At 66.4% G+C, this 13,102-nt stretch carries 11 protein-coding genes and 1 riboswitch; of the genes, 4 read left to right on the forward strand and 7 right to left on the reverse strand.

All coding sequences use genetic code 11. From position 1 onward, the window contains the following. Positions 1-16: 16 nt before the first annotated feature. The 5 genes from OG976_RS19015 to OG976_RS19035 form a co-directional block, all read right to left on the reverse strand. A complete protein-coding gene (locus tag OG976_RS19015) occupies positions 17-1,051 on the reverse strand; it encodes a GGDEF domain-containing protein (protein ID WP_328352041.1) in 1,035 nt (344 codons plus the stop codon). A gap of 145 nt (positions 1,052-1,196) precedes the next feature. After that, complete coding sequence (locus tag OG976_RS19020; RefSeq protein WP_328352044.1) at positions 1,197-2,264, reverse strand: GGDEF domain-containing protein; 1,068 nt, start codon at positions 2,262-2,264, stop codon at positions 1,197-1,199. Between the two features lie 121 nt (positions 2,265-2,385). Further along, the gene (locus tag OG976_RS19025; RefSeq protein WP_328352047.1) at positions 2,386-3,120 is read right to left on the reverse strand and encodes a class I SAM-dependent methyltransferase; all 735 of its coding nucleotides are present in this window, start codon (positions 3,118-3,120) and stop codon (positions 2,386-2,388) included. Further along, positions 3,117-4,256, reverse strand: a complete 1,140-nt coding sequence (gene metX / locus OG976_RS19030) for a homoserine O-acetyltransferase MetX (protein ID WP_328352050.1) — start codon at positions 4,254-4,256, stop codon at positions 3,117-3,119. The genes OG976_RS19025 and metX overlap by 4 nt, the downstream gene beginning before the upstream one ends. An 11-nt stretch (positions 4,257-4,267) precedes the next feature. After that, positions 4,268-5,617, reverse strand: coding sequence for a bifunctional o-acetylhomoserine/o-acetylserine sulfhydrylase (locus OG976_RS19035; protein WP_328352053.1), 1,350 nt, complete (start codon positions 5,615-5,617; stop codon positions 4,268-4,270). 44 nt (positions 5,618-5,661) lie between these two features. Beyond that, a riboswitch (SAM riboswitch) is annotated at positions 5,662-5,782 on the reverse strand. 173 nt (positions 5,783-5,955) lie between these two features. Here OG976_RS19035 and OG976_RS19040 point away from each other — a divergent pair. Continuing rightward, entirely contained in the window at positions 5,956-8,193 is a 2,238-nt protein-coding gene (locus OG976_RS19040) for an NADP-dependent isocitrate dehydrogenase (RefSeq protein ID WP_328352056.1), read from the forward strand. Positions 8,194-8,199: 6 nt separating this feature from the next. Here OG976_RS19040 and OG976_RS19045 read toward each other — a convergent pair whose 3' ends face one another. Beyond that, positions 8,200-9,039 (reverse strand): alpha/beta fold hydrolase, encoded by an 840-nt coding sequence (locus OG976_RS19045; protein ID WP_328352059.1) that lies wholly within the window; start codon positions 9,037-9,039, stop codon positions 8,200-8,202. A gap of 49 nt (positions 9,040-9,088) precedes the next feature. On the opposite strand from OG976_RS19045, the gene OG976_RS19050 reads away from it, so the two are divergent. Continuing rightward, positions 9,089-9,892 carry an exodeoxyribonuclease III gene (locus OG976_RS19050; RefSeq protein ID WP_328352061.1) on the forward strand — a complete coding sequence of 268 codons (804 nt, stop codon included), beginning with the start codon at positions 9,089-9,091 and terminating at the stop codon, positions 9,890-9,892. Here OG976_RS19050 and OG976_RS19055 read toward each other — a convergent pair. Further along, positions 9,889-10,935 carry an esterase/lipase family protein gene (locus OG976_RS19055; RefSeq protein ID WP_328352064.1) on the reverse strand — a complete coding sequence of 349 codons (1,047 nt, stop codon included), beginning with the start codon at positions 10,933-10,935 and terminating at the stop codon, positions 9,889-9,891. The two genes, OG976_RS19050 and OG976_RS19055, sit on opposite strands and share 4 nt — an antisense overlap. A gap of 49 nt (positions 10,936-10,984) precedes the next feature. On the opposite strand from OG976_RS19055, the gene trpS reads away from it, so the two are divergent. Continuing rightward, positions 10,985-12,001: a tryptophan--tRNA ligase gene (gene trpS / locus OG976_RS19060; RefSeq protein ID WP_328352066.1), complete on the forward strand. Its 1,017-nt coding sequence runs from the start codon at positions 10,985-10,987 to the stop codon at positions 11,999-12,001. Positions 12,002-12,017: 16 nt separating this feature from the next. Continuing rightward, positions 12,018-13,043, forward strand: coding sequence for an inner membrane protein YhjD (yhjD, locus tag OG976_RS19065; RefSeq protein ID WP_328352069.1), 1,026 nt, complete (start codon positions 12,018-12,020; stop codon positions 13,041-13,043). The last annotated feature ends 59 nt before the right edge of the window (positions 13,044-13,102 follow it).

Below are 13,102 nucleotides of genomic sequence, written 5' to 3' on the forward strand. Positions count from 1 at the left end.
CAGGGCCAAATCCGTGTCATAAGTGGCCACTGGACGCCGCGGCCCGGCCGGACTTCTCCTGGTACATGAGCCGATCAACCCGCGTCATGAGATCGGCCACCGTGGCATCGCTGTCGCCCGCGGTCGCCAGACCGATACTCACGCTGACCGCATACGGGTTGCCGTCGTCCGGGCGATACCCGCTGATCCGTCGGCGAATGCGGTCGGCAGCCGCCGCGGCTCGCACGGCGTCGGCGTCGACGAGGGCGACGCAGAACTCGTCGCCACCAAGGCGGCCGACGAAATCGTCGGGCCCGGCTTCGAGTTGGAGCGCCTCACCGATGGCCATCAGCACGTTGTCGCCGGCGATATGGCCGAACGTGTCGTTGACGGACTTGAAGTCGTTGACGTCGAGCAGCAGCACGCTCAGGCCCCCGCGGCCGTCGCGCACCCGAGACAGCTCGGCTTCCAGTCGTTCGGCGAAACCCCGCTGATTCAGCACCGACGTCAGTGGGTCGGTGCGGGCGAGTTCGGCCAGTTGCCGCTGCAGGGCCTTGAGTTCGGTGATGTCGTTGGAGGTGCTGAGCACGGTGCGGACCGCGCCGTCTGCGGAACGTTCGGGCACTGCGCGGGTGAGGAAGGTGCGTGGTCCGTGCACAGTGGGAAGCTCGTGCTCTTCCTCGGCGGGCTCCTCAGTGTCGAAGACCTTGTCGACCAATGGCTCCCACACTGCCACCAGCTCCGGAGGCAGGCCGATCTCGCGTTTACTCCTGCCGATGAATAGCTGGGCCGACAGTCCGGTGAAATGCTCGATTGCGGGATTGATGTAGAGGTGTCGGTGATTGCGGTCGAGCCGGGCGACGATGTCGGGCAGTGTCTCGACGGTGGTGAAGAAGACTTCGTCGTGACGCTGGCTCAGGCTCTGCGGCCGCAGGATCCCCAGGCACAGGGTGGGTGGGTCATCCAGCGGTTGCAATACACATTGCCAATCCGAGTCATCCGTCAGATGTGTCATCGCCGATGAATCGGCCGTTTCGGGCCATGCCACCTCCAGCGCCGCCAGCAGTGCCACCTCGTCGAGAGTGGAATGCTCGAGCGAGGCGGTGAATTCGGTTGTCCGCGAGAGAATGTCAACTCCATTGCCGTCACGCCGACAGAGAAAAGCGGGTACCTGTGCAGCGGCGAGCCAGCCCAGCCATTGATCCCCGGTCCGCACCCTAGCGGCCCTCGGCGGTCGAGCTGCGGAACTTCACCTGATACATCAGCATGTCAACGCGGGACAGTAGATCCAGTGCGGTCAGGTTCTGCTCGTCGGCCACTGCGAGACCCGAACTGACACTGACTCCGACCGGATGGCCATCGTCGTCGGTGATATTGCCGATCCGCTGACCGATCCGTTCGGCGATGTCGCGGGAGCGTGCCGCATCGGAGTCGATCAGGGCGACACAGAATTCGTCGCCGCCGAGCCGGGCCGCGACGTCGTGCGAACCCGTTTCCTCCGTCAGGATTCGTCCGACGGCCTGCAGCACCCGGTCACCTACCACGTGACCGTAGCGATCGTTGATCTGCTTGAAGTTGTCGAGGTCCAGCATCAGCAGGCTGAAACCGCCCTGCCCCTGGCGGATCCGATCCAACTCGGTGTCCAGCCGTGCGATGAAACTGCGCCGATTCAGCAGCGATGTGAGCGGGTCTGTGCGGGCGAGTTGCTCCAACTGATGCTGGAGCCGCCTGACCTCGGTAATGTTGCGGACCACCGAAAGGATCGTCTGCACCCGGCCCTCGTGGTCGAACTCGGGCGTCGCGCGGCCCACATAATGGTGCAGACCGGACGGCCCGGCATAGTGGAATTCGACTTCTACGGGCTGGCCGGTGTCAAGCGCCCGACGATAGCCCGCTTCGAGATCCCCGGTGATCGCGACGTCGCCCATCTCCGGAATGGTCTTGCCGAGTCGGGCCCGCGACGGGATGCCGGTGTATTCGGCCAAGGCCGGATTCGAATACAGACAACGAAGTGCGTCGTCGTAGCGGATGACGACGTCGGGCAAATTCTCCACGATCGTGAAATAGGCGTCGGTGGGCGACGATAACTCTTCGGGCAGACGGAGTATCGCCAAGTGGTCGCGCTGTTCGGCATCGACCGCGTGAATCGTGCACTGCCAGGCTGGTTCGTCGGCCGCGGCGATCGTGAATGGGACAGCACAGACGGCTGAAGACCACTGGTCGTCGAGTCGCGCCAACAGCGACCGCTCATCGAGTCGGCCGCTGGCGGCCTGCATGACAGCCATGAATTCTGGTGTGCGTGAAACGATTGAGAGGTTGTCACTCCCGCGCCGACAGTGGAAGGCGGGCACGCCGGCCGCGGCCAGCGTGGCCAGCCATTGCTCCACGGACACCATGGCGGTCAGCCTAGCCAGACAGCGTCGCCCGGACACACACCGTGATGTAGGGCAGCGCCAGGCCGCTCGAGTTGACCAGCGCCGGATGGGTGGCCAGCAGTTGGCGCACCTCGGCGAGCGTGCGGGTGCGCACTTCCGCCGGCGAGGTGATGCAGTAGCTGCGGGAGGCCACCAGGTCGATCAGCGCCTGGGGCGTCAGGTAACTCGTCCACTCCACGTGATGGCGCGCCTGGTCGGTGAACGGCTCGGGCAGCGTGACGTCGTCGGTGAACGGATCATTCTCGTGGCCGATGATGCGGCCCAGATCCTTGACCCAGCCCGACCGTTCGTCGCGGGCGTTCCACACCAGCCCGAGCCGGCCGCCGGGACGCAGCACCCGAGCCACCTCGGCCACCGCCCGCTCGGGATCGAACCAGTGCCAGGCCTGCGCGACCAGTACCGCGTCAACACTGTTGTCCGGCAACGGGATCTGTTCAGCGGTCCCCAGCAAGGCCGGGGTGTCGGGCAGTGCCGAGCTCAGCAGTTCCAGCATCTCGGCGATCGGGTCGACGGCGATCACCTCGAGCCCGCGTTCGACCAGCCGGGTGGTCAGCTTGCCGGTCCCGGCACCGAGGTCGAGAACATCACGCGCACCCGGCGGCAGCAGCCAGTCGATCGCCTCCGGTGGGTACGACGGGCGGCCCCGCTCGTAGGCGGCGGCTTCGGACCCGAAAGACAGTGAACGTTGGCGCCGTGAATCGGTCACCGCCGGCGTTCCCCGTCACCGTCGGCGATATCCAGTGTCCGGCGGATCAACTGGCCCACCGCCTCGGTCTCGACCAGGAAACCGTCATGGCCATAGATCGACTCGACGACGTTGAGCCCGGTGCACTCGGGCAACAGGTCGGCTAGCTCCTGCTGGAGCCGCAGCGGATACAGGCGGTCCGAGGTGATCCCACCGACCACCGCAGGCACCGGGCAGGACCGCAGCGCGGCACCCACTCCACCGCGGCCGCGGCCCACATCGTGGTTGGACAGCGTCTCGGTGAGCGCCACATAGCTGCCCGCGTCGAACCGGTCGACCAGCTTGGCGCCCTGGTATTCCAGGTAGCTCTGCACGGCGTAGCGGCCACCGGTCAGCGGATCCTCGTCACCTTGGGCGTCGTTGCCGAAGCGGGTGTCGAGTTCCACCTCACCGCGGTAGGTCAGGTGGGCGAACCGGCGGGCCAGCTGCAACCCGACATCCGGATTGTGGCCGGTGCCGTGGTAGTCGCCGCCCTGCCAGTGCGGGTCGGACTTGATGGCCGCGATCTGGGTGCTCTGCGTGCCGATCTGATCGGCCGTCGCTCTCGCGCCGACCGCGAGTACCAGCCCGGCGCGGACCCGGTCGGGGTAGCCCACCATCCACTCCAGCGCCCGCGCGCCGCCCATCGACCCGCCGATCACCGCGGCGACCTCGGTGATGCCCAGCGCGGCCAGCGCCGCGATGTCGGCGGCCACCTGGTCGCGCACCGTGATGATGGGGAATCGCGAACCCCATGGCTTGCCGTCGCGGGCCAGCGAGCTGGGCCCGGTCGAGCCGCGGCAGCCGCCCAGCACGTTGGTGGCCACCGCGCACCAGCGGTTGGTGTCGATCGGCGCGCCGGGTCCGGCGACGCCGTCCCACCAGCCGGGGGTCGGGTGTCCGGGACCGGCAGGTCCGGTCAGATGGGAGTCACCGGTGAGGGCATGCAGTGCCACCACCACGTTGTCGCGGTTGGGGGAGAGTTCGCCCCAGCGTTGCACCGCGATCGAGACGTTCTCGAGTACCTCGCCGCTTTCCAGCGTCAGCGGGCCGATGTCGACCACACCGATCTCGCCCTCGGCGGGCAGTGTCACGGTTCGCTCATCAGAGATGGTCACGTCGGGCTCCCTCAAAAGGCCGCCACGGCCCGCGGGTCGGAAGCATCCGCAGACAGTGACGTGGCCGCGGCGAAGCCGCGTTCGAGGTCGGCCAGGATGTCGTCGATCCCCTCCAGCCCGACGGCCAGCCGAACCAGGCCCGGCGTGACGCCGGTGGCCAGCTGCTCTTCGGCCGACAGCTGCTGGTGGGTGGTCGAGGCCGGATGGATGACCAGGGAGCGCACGTCGCCGATGTTGGCGACGTGGCTGTGCAGCGTCAGCGCGTTGACGAAGGCCTTGCCCGCTTCAACTCCGCCTGCCAGCTCGAAGGACAGCACCGCCCCGGTTCCCTTGGGCGCCAGCTTCTTTGCCCGCTCATGCCACGGCGAGCTGGGCAGCCCGGCGTAGTTGACCGACACCACGTCCTCGCGGTCCTCGAGGAATTCGGCGACCCGCTGGGCATTGGCGACGTGGCGTTCGATCCGCAGGCTCAACGTCTCCAGGCCCTGGGCGACCAGGAAGGCGTTGAACGGCGATGCCGCCGAGCCCAGGTCGCGCAGCAGCTGCACCCGGGCCTTGAGCGCGTAGGCCGGCGCCCCGAGGTCGGCGAACACCACACCGTGGTAGCTCGGGTCCGGGGTGGTGAAGCCGGGGAATTTGCCGCTCGTCCAGTCGAAGTTGCCGCTGTCGACGATCACACCGGCGATCGCCGTGCCGTGGCCGCCGAGGTACTTGGTGGCCGAGTGCACGACGATGTCGGCGCCGTGGGCGATCGGCTGGATCAGGTACGGCGTGGCGATGGTGTTGTCCACGATCAACGGCACCCCGTTGTCGTGGGCCACCTTGGCCACTCCGGGGATGTCGAGGATGTCGATCTGCGGGTTGGAGATCGTCTCGGCGAAGAAGGCCTTGGTGTTGGGCCGGACGGCCTTCTGCCACGAGTCCAGGTCGTCGGGATCCTCGACGAATGTCGTCTCGATGCCCAGCTTGGGCAGCGTGTAGTGCAGCAGGTTGTAGGTGCCGCCGTACAGCCGGGGCGAGGACACGATGTGGTCGCCGGCGACGGCGATATTGAGGATCGCGAACGTCTCGGCGGCCTGGCCGGAAGCCAGGAACAGCGCCGCGACCCCGCCTTCGAGGGCGGCGATGCGCTGTTCGACCGTGTCCTGGGTCGGATTCATGATCCGGGTGTAGATGTTGCCCGGTTCGGCCAGACCGAACAGCGCCGCCGCGTGATCGGTGTTGTCGAAGGTGTAGGACGTGGTCTGGTAGATCGGGAGGGCCCGCGCATGCGTCGCCGCGTCCGGGCTCTGCCCGGCGTGGATCTGCTTGGTCTCGAACGACCAGTTGGCGCTCGGGTCCTCGATTTCAGGTGTGCTCATGACAGAACTGCCCCTATCTCTCGTCCGGGGCCCGTCGTCGTGCGGACCCGCGCTTGCCGTGCAGCCAGCTGCAGCTGCTCAACCTGGTCAATCACCCGGGGCACCCCACCGCGGTTGGAGGGTTGCCGGCCAGCGAGCCGGGGCTTGACGCTGGCACTCATGACCGGCGTCAAGGTTAACTCACGGAACGGACCGCTGGCCAGCGGGTTACCGGCGGAGAGAATGTGACGCAGACCTCTCCGCGGATGGGCGGACCGCCCTGACGTAGCGTCGAGTGCGACGCGATACTGATAGCCGCCACTGAATCTGAGATAAGACGACGCCTGGAGAAACAGCATATGAGCGACGAGCAGCCGACCATCATCTACACGCTCACCGACGAAGCGCCGCTGCTTGCGACGTACGCCTTCCTGCCGATCCTGCGCACCTTCGTGGAGCCGGCCGGGATCAACGTCAAGTCCAGTGACATCTCGGTTGCGGCCCGCATCCTGGCCGAATTCCACGACGTCCTCACCGAGGAACAGCGGGTGCCGGACAACCTCGCCGAGCTCGGCGCGCTCACCCAGGACCCGTCGGCCAACATCATCAAGCTGCCCAATATCAGCGCCTCGGTACCCCAGCTGGCGGCTGCCATCAAGGAACTGAAGACCAAGGGCTACAACCTGCCGGACTACCCGGACGACCCCAAGACCGACGAGGAACGCAAGATCAAGGCCCGCTACTCCAAGATCCTTGGCAGTGCGGTGAATCCCGTTCTGCGCGAGGGTAACTCAGACCGTCGCGCCCCCAATGCGGTCAAGGAGTATGCCCGCAAGCACCCGCACAGCATGGGCAAGTGGTCGCAGGCGTCGCGTACCCACGTGGCGACCATGAAGGACGGCGACTTCTACCACGGCGAGAAGTCGTTGACCCTGGACAAGGCGCGCAGCGTGCGAATGGAGCTCAAGACCTCCAGCGGTGAGACCATCGTGCTCAAGCCCGAGGTCAAGCTCGACGCCGGCGATGTCATCGACAGCATGTTCATGAGCAAGAAGGCGCTGATCGATTTCTACGAGGAGCAGATCGAGGACGCCTACAAGACCGGTGTGATGTTCTCCCTGCACGTCAAGGCGACCATGATGAAGGTCAGCCACCCGATCGTGTTCGGACACGCGGTCAAGGTGTTCTACAAGGACGCCTTCGCCAAGCACGAAGCCCTCTTCGACGAGCTCGGCGTCAACGTCAACAACGGTCTGTCCGACCTCTACGACAAGATCGAGGCACTGCCCGCCTCGCAGCGCGAGGAGATCATCGAAGACCTGCACAAATGCCACGAGCATCGGCCCGAGTTGGCGATGGTCGATTCGGCGAAGGGCATCTCCAACTTCCATTCGCCCAGCGATGTCATCGTCGACGCCTCGATGCCGGCGATGATCCGGCTCGGCGGAAAAATGTACGGCGCCGACGGCCGCACCAAGGACACCAAGGCCGTCAACCCGGAGTCGACGTTCTCCCGGATGTACCAGGAGGTCATCAACTTCTGTAAGACCAACGGTCAGTTCGATCCGACCACCATGGGCACCGTGCCCAACGTCGGTCTGATGGCGCAGAAGGCCGAGGAATACGGCAGCCACGACAAGACGTTCGAGATCCCGCAGGCCGGCGTCGCCGACATCGTCGACAACGAGACCGGCGAGGTGCTGGTGAGCCAGGACGTCGAAGAGGGCGACATCTGGCGGATGCCGATCGTCAAGGATGCGCCCATCCGGGACTGGGTCAAGCTGGCGGTCAACCGGGCGCGGGTGTCCGGTATGCCGGTGGTGTTCTGGCTCGACGATGAGCGTCCGCACGAGAACGAGCTGCGCAAGAAGGTGAAGACCTACCTCGCCGATTACGACACCGAGGGTCTGGAGATCACGATCCTGCCCCAGGTCTGGGCGATGCGGTACACCCTGGAGCGGTTGATCCGCGGACAGGACACCATCTCGGCCACCGGCAACATCCTGCGTGACTACCTGACCGACCTGTTCCCCATTCTGGAGCTGGGCACCAGCGCCAAGATGCTCTCCATCGTGCCGCTGATGGCCGGTGGCGGCATGTACGAGACCGGCGCGGGTGGTTCGGCACCCAAGCACGTCAGCCAGTTGGTGGAGGAGAACCACCTGCGCTGGGACTCCCTCGGCGAGTTCCTCGCCATCGGGGCCAGCTTGGAGGACCTCGGTAACAAGACCGACAACGCCAAGGCCAAGCTTCTCGCGACCACGCTGGACACCGCTGTCGGAAAGCTGTTGGACGACAACAAGAGTCCGTCACGTAAGACGGGCGAACTGGACAACCGGGGCAGCCAGTTCTATCTCGCGCTGTACTGGGCGGGCGAACTGGCGGCGCAGACCGAGGACGCCGAGCTGGCAGCGCACTTCGCTCCGTTGGCCAAGGAGCTGGTCGAGAAGGAAGACGCCATCGTCACCGAACTCAACGAAGTCCAGGGCAGCCACGCCGACATCGGCGGCTACTACTACCCGGACCCGGAGAAGACCGCGGCGGTGATGCGGCCGAGCAAGACGTTCAACGCCGTCCTGGAGAGCGCGAAGGGCTGAGCCCGCTCAGGCTCCGCGGTCGTCGGCGCGCCGATGCGTCGTGTGCGCATCGGCCCAGCCGGCGATCAGCTCGACGATCCGGTCCGGTGCCTCGAACATCGGAATATGGCCCACGCCATCGAGTGTGGTGACTTTGTCGATGGCGGGGATATGCGCCAGGAAGTGCTTGGTGAAGCGCGGGTGCGGCAGGACGCGGTCACGCTCGCAGACCACCAGATGGGTCGGGATGGCGGTCTCGGTGAGCTCCATCAGCCCGGGCATCAGCAGCGCCTTGATCAGCAGTTGGTAGTAGGCCCGGCAATGGGTGACGTCGTCGATGATCTCGGTCAGCTCGGTGTCGGACAACCCGGCCGGCGTCGCGCTGATCGGCACGCTGGCGGCCCGCCGGGCCAGCGGCAGCCGCAGTGCCCGCTCTTTCAGTAGCAGCGCCGTCAGCCAGACTGGGGCGCCGGCGACGAACTTCGCCACGATCTCGTACTTCACCGGCGACCATCGGTGCCAGCCGCCCGCAGGCGCGATGGCGGTCAGCGTGCGGGCGCGGCCACGCCGTTCGAGTTCGAAGGCCACCCAGCCGCCCAGCGAGTTGCCCACGATATGCGCTGTGTCCCAACCCAGTTCGTCGAGCTGGCGCTCCACGTGGTCGGCCAGTGTGGCGGTGTCCAGGAACCAGGACCGCGTCGGTGGGCCGCCGTTGTGGCCGGCCATCGACGGCGCGAACACCTCGAAGCGGCCGGTGGCGGCCAGTCGCGGCGCGACGTCCTTCCACACGTAGGACGACATCATGAACGGGTGCAGCAGCAGGACCGGTTCACCCATCCCCAGATGGATCGGATCGCGTGGAGCCATACCCAGACCGTAAGGTGATACCGCCGGTACCGCAAGGTAGGTTTTCTCCGTGATCGTCACGACCATCAACGTCAACGGGGTGCGCGCCGCGGTGCGTGAGCGCTCGCCGGAAAACCTGGGCCTGCTGGCCTGGCTGTCGGATACGTCTTCCGACGTGGTGTGCCTGCAGGAGACCAGGGCCGACGACGAGCAACTGGCCGAGGCGCTGGCTCCGGCGGTGGCCGACGGATGGCATCTGGCCTCGGCCACCCCGCATCTCAAGGGGCGAAGCGGGGTTGCGGTGTTGTCCCGCGCGCCCTTCGACGCGGTCCGGATTGGCCTGCCCGCAACAGAATTCGAACTTCATGGCCGCTACATCGAGGTCGACGTCGGGGATACGACGGTCGGCAGCGTGTACGTGCACACCGGCGAAGCCGGCACCGACCGGCAGCTGGAGAAGGAACGGTTCATGTCCGGCATGGCCAAGCGGATGAGCGAGCTGGCCGCCGACGGGCGTGCCGCGGTGATCTGCGGCGACTGGAACGTCGCGCACACCGAGAACGACATCAAGGCCTGGAAGGCCAACGTGAAGAAAGCGGGCTTTTTGCCCAGCGAGCGGCAGTGGCTCACCGAGGTCATGGAATCGGGCTGGGTGGACGTGATGCGGCGGCTACACCCCGATGTGGCCGGCCCGTACAGCTGGTGGTCGTGGCGGGGCAAGGCGTTCGACAACGACGCGGGATGGCGTATCGACTACCACCTGGCCAGCGAAGCCCTGGCGGCCCGGACGGTGACCGGACGGGTGGAGAAGCCGGCGGCGTACGCGCTGCGGTGGTCCGATCACGCGCCGGTGACCGTCGAATTCGAGTCCTAGCTCGGGCAGCCTTCCCGGTTGGGCCCGTCGAGCGCCTTCGGCGCGTCTTCGATGGCGTTGTGCACCACCTCGAACACCTGCGGATCCCACGTCATCGCGGTCTTCCATTCCAGCCCGGCCGCGTTCGAGACGAAGATGCTGTGGGTGTCGTCGAAGGTGAAGCAGCGCCGATGCGGCAGTACGGAATCGGTGATGTCCTTGGCCAGCGCGCTTTGCAGGGCTACTAGGCCGTCGTTGGGCCACACGGCGGGGTTGACCTGCCCGTCCTTTGTAAACCTCTTGCCGCCGACCAGCACTACCGGGATCTTGTCGAGGACCCCGGACTGGAATTCGTTCCAGCCGCCCTTGCCCATCAGGAAGGCCTGGTTGACCTCGCGCCCGGACCCGGCCATCAGCTGCAACACCCGGTCCCTGAAGACCTTCATCGCCGACTCACAGAGCTTGTCGCCCAGGCAGTCGGTCAGCGGAACCAGGTTGTTGGCGTAGTCGGAGAGATACGAGCCCTGCCACGGGGTGCCGAGCGTGGTCAGTGAGCGCACCTTCACCGGCGAGCTCGTCGACGTCAACACCCGGATCGCCGCCCGCGAGTAGAGGCCGCCCATCGAGTGGGCGACGAAGTCGACTTCGTTGACGCCCTTGTCGGTGTGCAGCCAGTTCACGAAGCGCGCCAGGTGCTCACCGGCGGTGTCGATGCTGCCCGTCGAGTTGACCGTCATGTTCTCCGGCAACGTGATCGGGCAGACCCCGAACGGGCCGAACCCGGTCTGGTCGGTCACCTGGCCGCGACCGTTCATCGCCGGTGAGGTGTAGACGGTGTAGCCCTGCTTGAGCAGATACTCGCGCAGCGCGGTGTCGGTGTTGCCGGCCGCCAGCCCGGTGGCGCACGCCTGATCGGGGGTGGTGAACGGACTCGTCGCATCGCCGCCGGAGACGATCACCACCGCGGTCGAGGCCGCCCGTTTCTCGCTCCCGCTGCCGCTCCCGCCTCCGCAGGCCGCCAGGAGCAACGCCAACGACGACAGCAGAACGGTGAGTGTGCGCACGAAGCAGGATGCTAGCCCCCACGGACCCACATGACAGGATTGCTCCATCATGAGCACCTCACCGCGTCGCGTCGTTTTCTCCGGCGTCCAGCCAACCTCCGACTCCCTGCATCTGGGTAATGCGCTCGGCGCCATCGAGCAGTGGTTGGGCCTTCAGGACGATTACGACGCCTACTTCTGCGTGGTCGACCTGCACGCGATCACGGTGCCCCAGGACCCTGCGACACTGCGTCAGCGCACGCTGGTCACGGCGGCGCAGTATCTGGCACTGGGTATCGATCCGGCCCGGGCGACGGTCTTCGTGCAAAGTCACGTGCCGGCCCACACCGAGCTGGCCTGGGTGCTGGGCTGCTTCACCGGCTACGGCCAGGCCTCCCGGATGACCCAGTTCAAGGACAAGTCGCAGAAGCAGGGTGCCGAGGCCACCACCGTCGGGCTGTTCACCTACCCGGTGCTGATGGCCGCCGACGTGCTGCTCTACGACACCGATCTGGTTCCGGTCGGCGAGGACCAGCGCCAGCACCTCGAGCTCGCCCGCGACGTCGCGCAGCGGTTCAACGCCCGGTTCCCCGACACCTTCGTCGTCCCCGAGCCGATGATCCCGAAGGTGACGGCCAAGATCTACGACCTGCAGGACCCGACCGCCAAGATGAGCAAGTCGGCGGCCACCGACGCTGGGCTCATCTCGCTGCTCGACGACCCGAAGGTGTCGGCCAAGAAGATTCGGTCGGCGGTGACCGATAGCGAGCGGGAGATCCGCTACGACGTGGCAGCCAAACCCGGGGTGTCCAATCTGCTGTCCATCCAGTCCGCGGTGACCGGCGTTGACATCGACACCCTCGTGGCGGGCTACCAGGGCCGTGGCTACGGCGACCTCAAGAAAGACACCGCCGAGGCCGTCGTCGAGTATGTGACGCCGATCCAGCAGCGGGTCGACGAGCTGTTGGCTGACCCAGCTGAACTCCAGGCCATCCTGGCCGCCGGTGCCCAGCGTGCCCGTGAGGTGTCTGCCAAGACCATCGGACGGGTATACGACCGGTTAGGGTTTTTGCCGACGAGTGTGTAACCCGCAGGAGGCTGGCATGGCGCAACCGGCCAAACCGGGCATCCTCGAGCGGCTGCGGGCCCGCTACCACTGGCTCGACCACGTGATCCGCGCCCAGGGTCGCTACGACAAATCCAAGGGCGACTTCTACGCCGCGGGGATCACCTACTACACGATCTTCGCGCTGTTCCCCCTGCTGATGGTGGGCTTCGCGGCCGGCGGCTTCATTCTCGCCAGCCAGCCGGAGCTGCTCAGCGAGATCGAGGACCGCATCCGGGCGACGGTCTCCGGTGACTTCGGGACGCAGTTGGTGCGGCTGATGGAGTCGGCGATCGAATCCCGCACGTCGGTGGGCGTCATCGGTCTGGCCACTGCGTCGTGGGCCGGGCTGGGCTGGATCACCAACCTGCGTGAGGCGCTGACCCAGATGTGGGGTGAGCAGCGCGGTGACCCGCTGGGATTCGTGCGCACCAAACTGTCCGACCTGCTGGCGCTGCTGTCGGTGTTCGTCGCGATCATCGTGACGATCGCGCTGACGGCGCTGGGTGATCCGTCGCTGATGACCAGGGTGCTGGAATGGTTTGGCGTGCATGATGTTCCCGGGCTGAACACCGGGCTGCGGGTGGTCTCGAGGCTGATGTCGTTCGGGGTGTCGTGGCTGTTGTTCACCTGGATGATCGCGCGGCTGCCGCGTGAGTCGATCAGTTTCCGCAGCAGCGCGCGCGCCGGCTTGCTGGCCGCGGCGGCGTTCGAGATCTTCAAGCTGGTGGGCTCGATCTATCTGCGGTCAGTTGTGCACGGCCCGGCCGGTGCGACGTTCGGGCCGGTGCTCGGTTTGATGGTGTTCGCCTACATCACCGCGCGGCTGATTCTGTTCGCCACTGCGTGGGCGGCGACGTCGACCGCGGAGCTGCGCCCCGAGCCGGTTCCCGCGCCCGCGCCGGCGGTCATCTCGCCGCGGGTGGGTCCCGACGAGGGGCTCTCGACGCGGCAGTGGATGGGCGCCATGGCAGTGGGGGCGCTTGGTGGACTGGGCCTTTCGCGGCTATGGCGGGGGCGGTAGGGGTCGCCGGGCTTCGGGGCACAGTGATTTTTGCCCACCTCTGAGCGACTTTTGATGGG

The sequence above is a fragment of the Mycobacterium sp. NBC_00419 genome, from assembly GCF_036023875.1.
In the GTDB taxonomy this organism is placed as follows: domain Bacteria; phylum Actinomycetota; class Actinomycetes; order Mycobacteriales; family Mycobacteriaceae; genus Mycobacterium.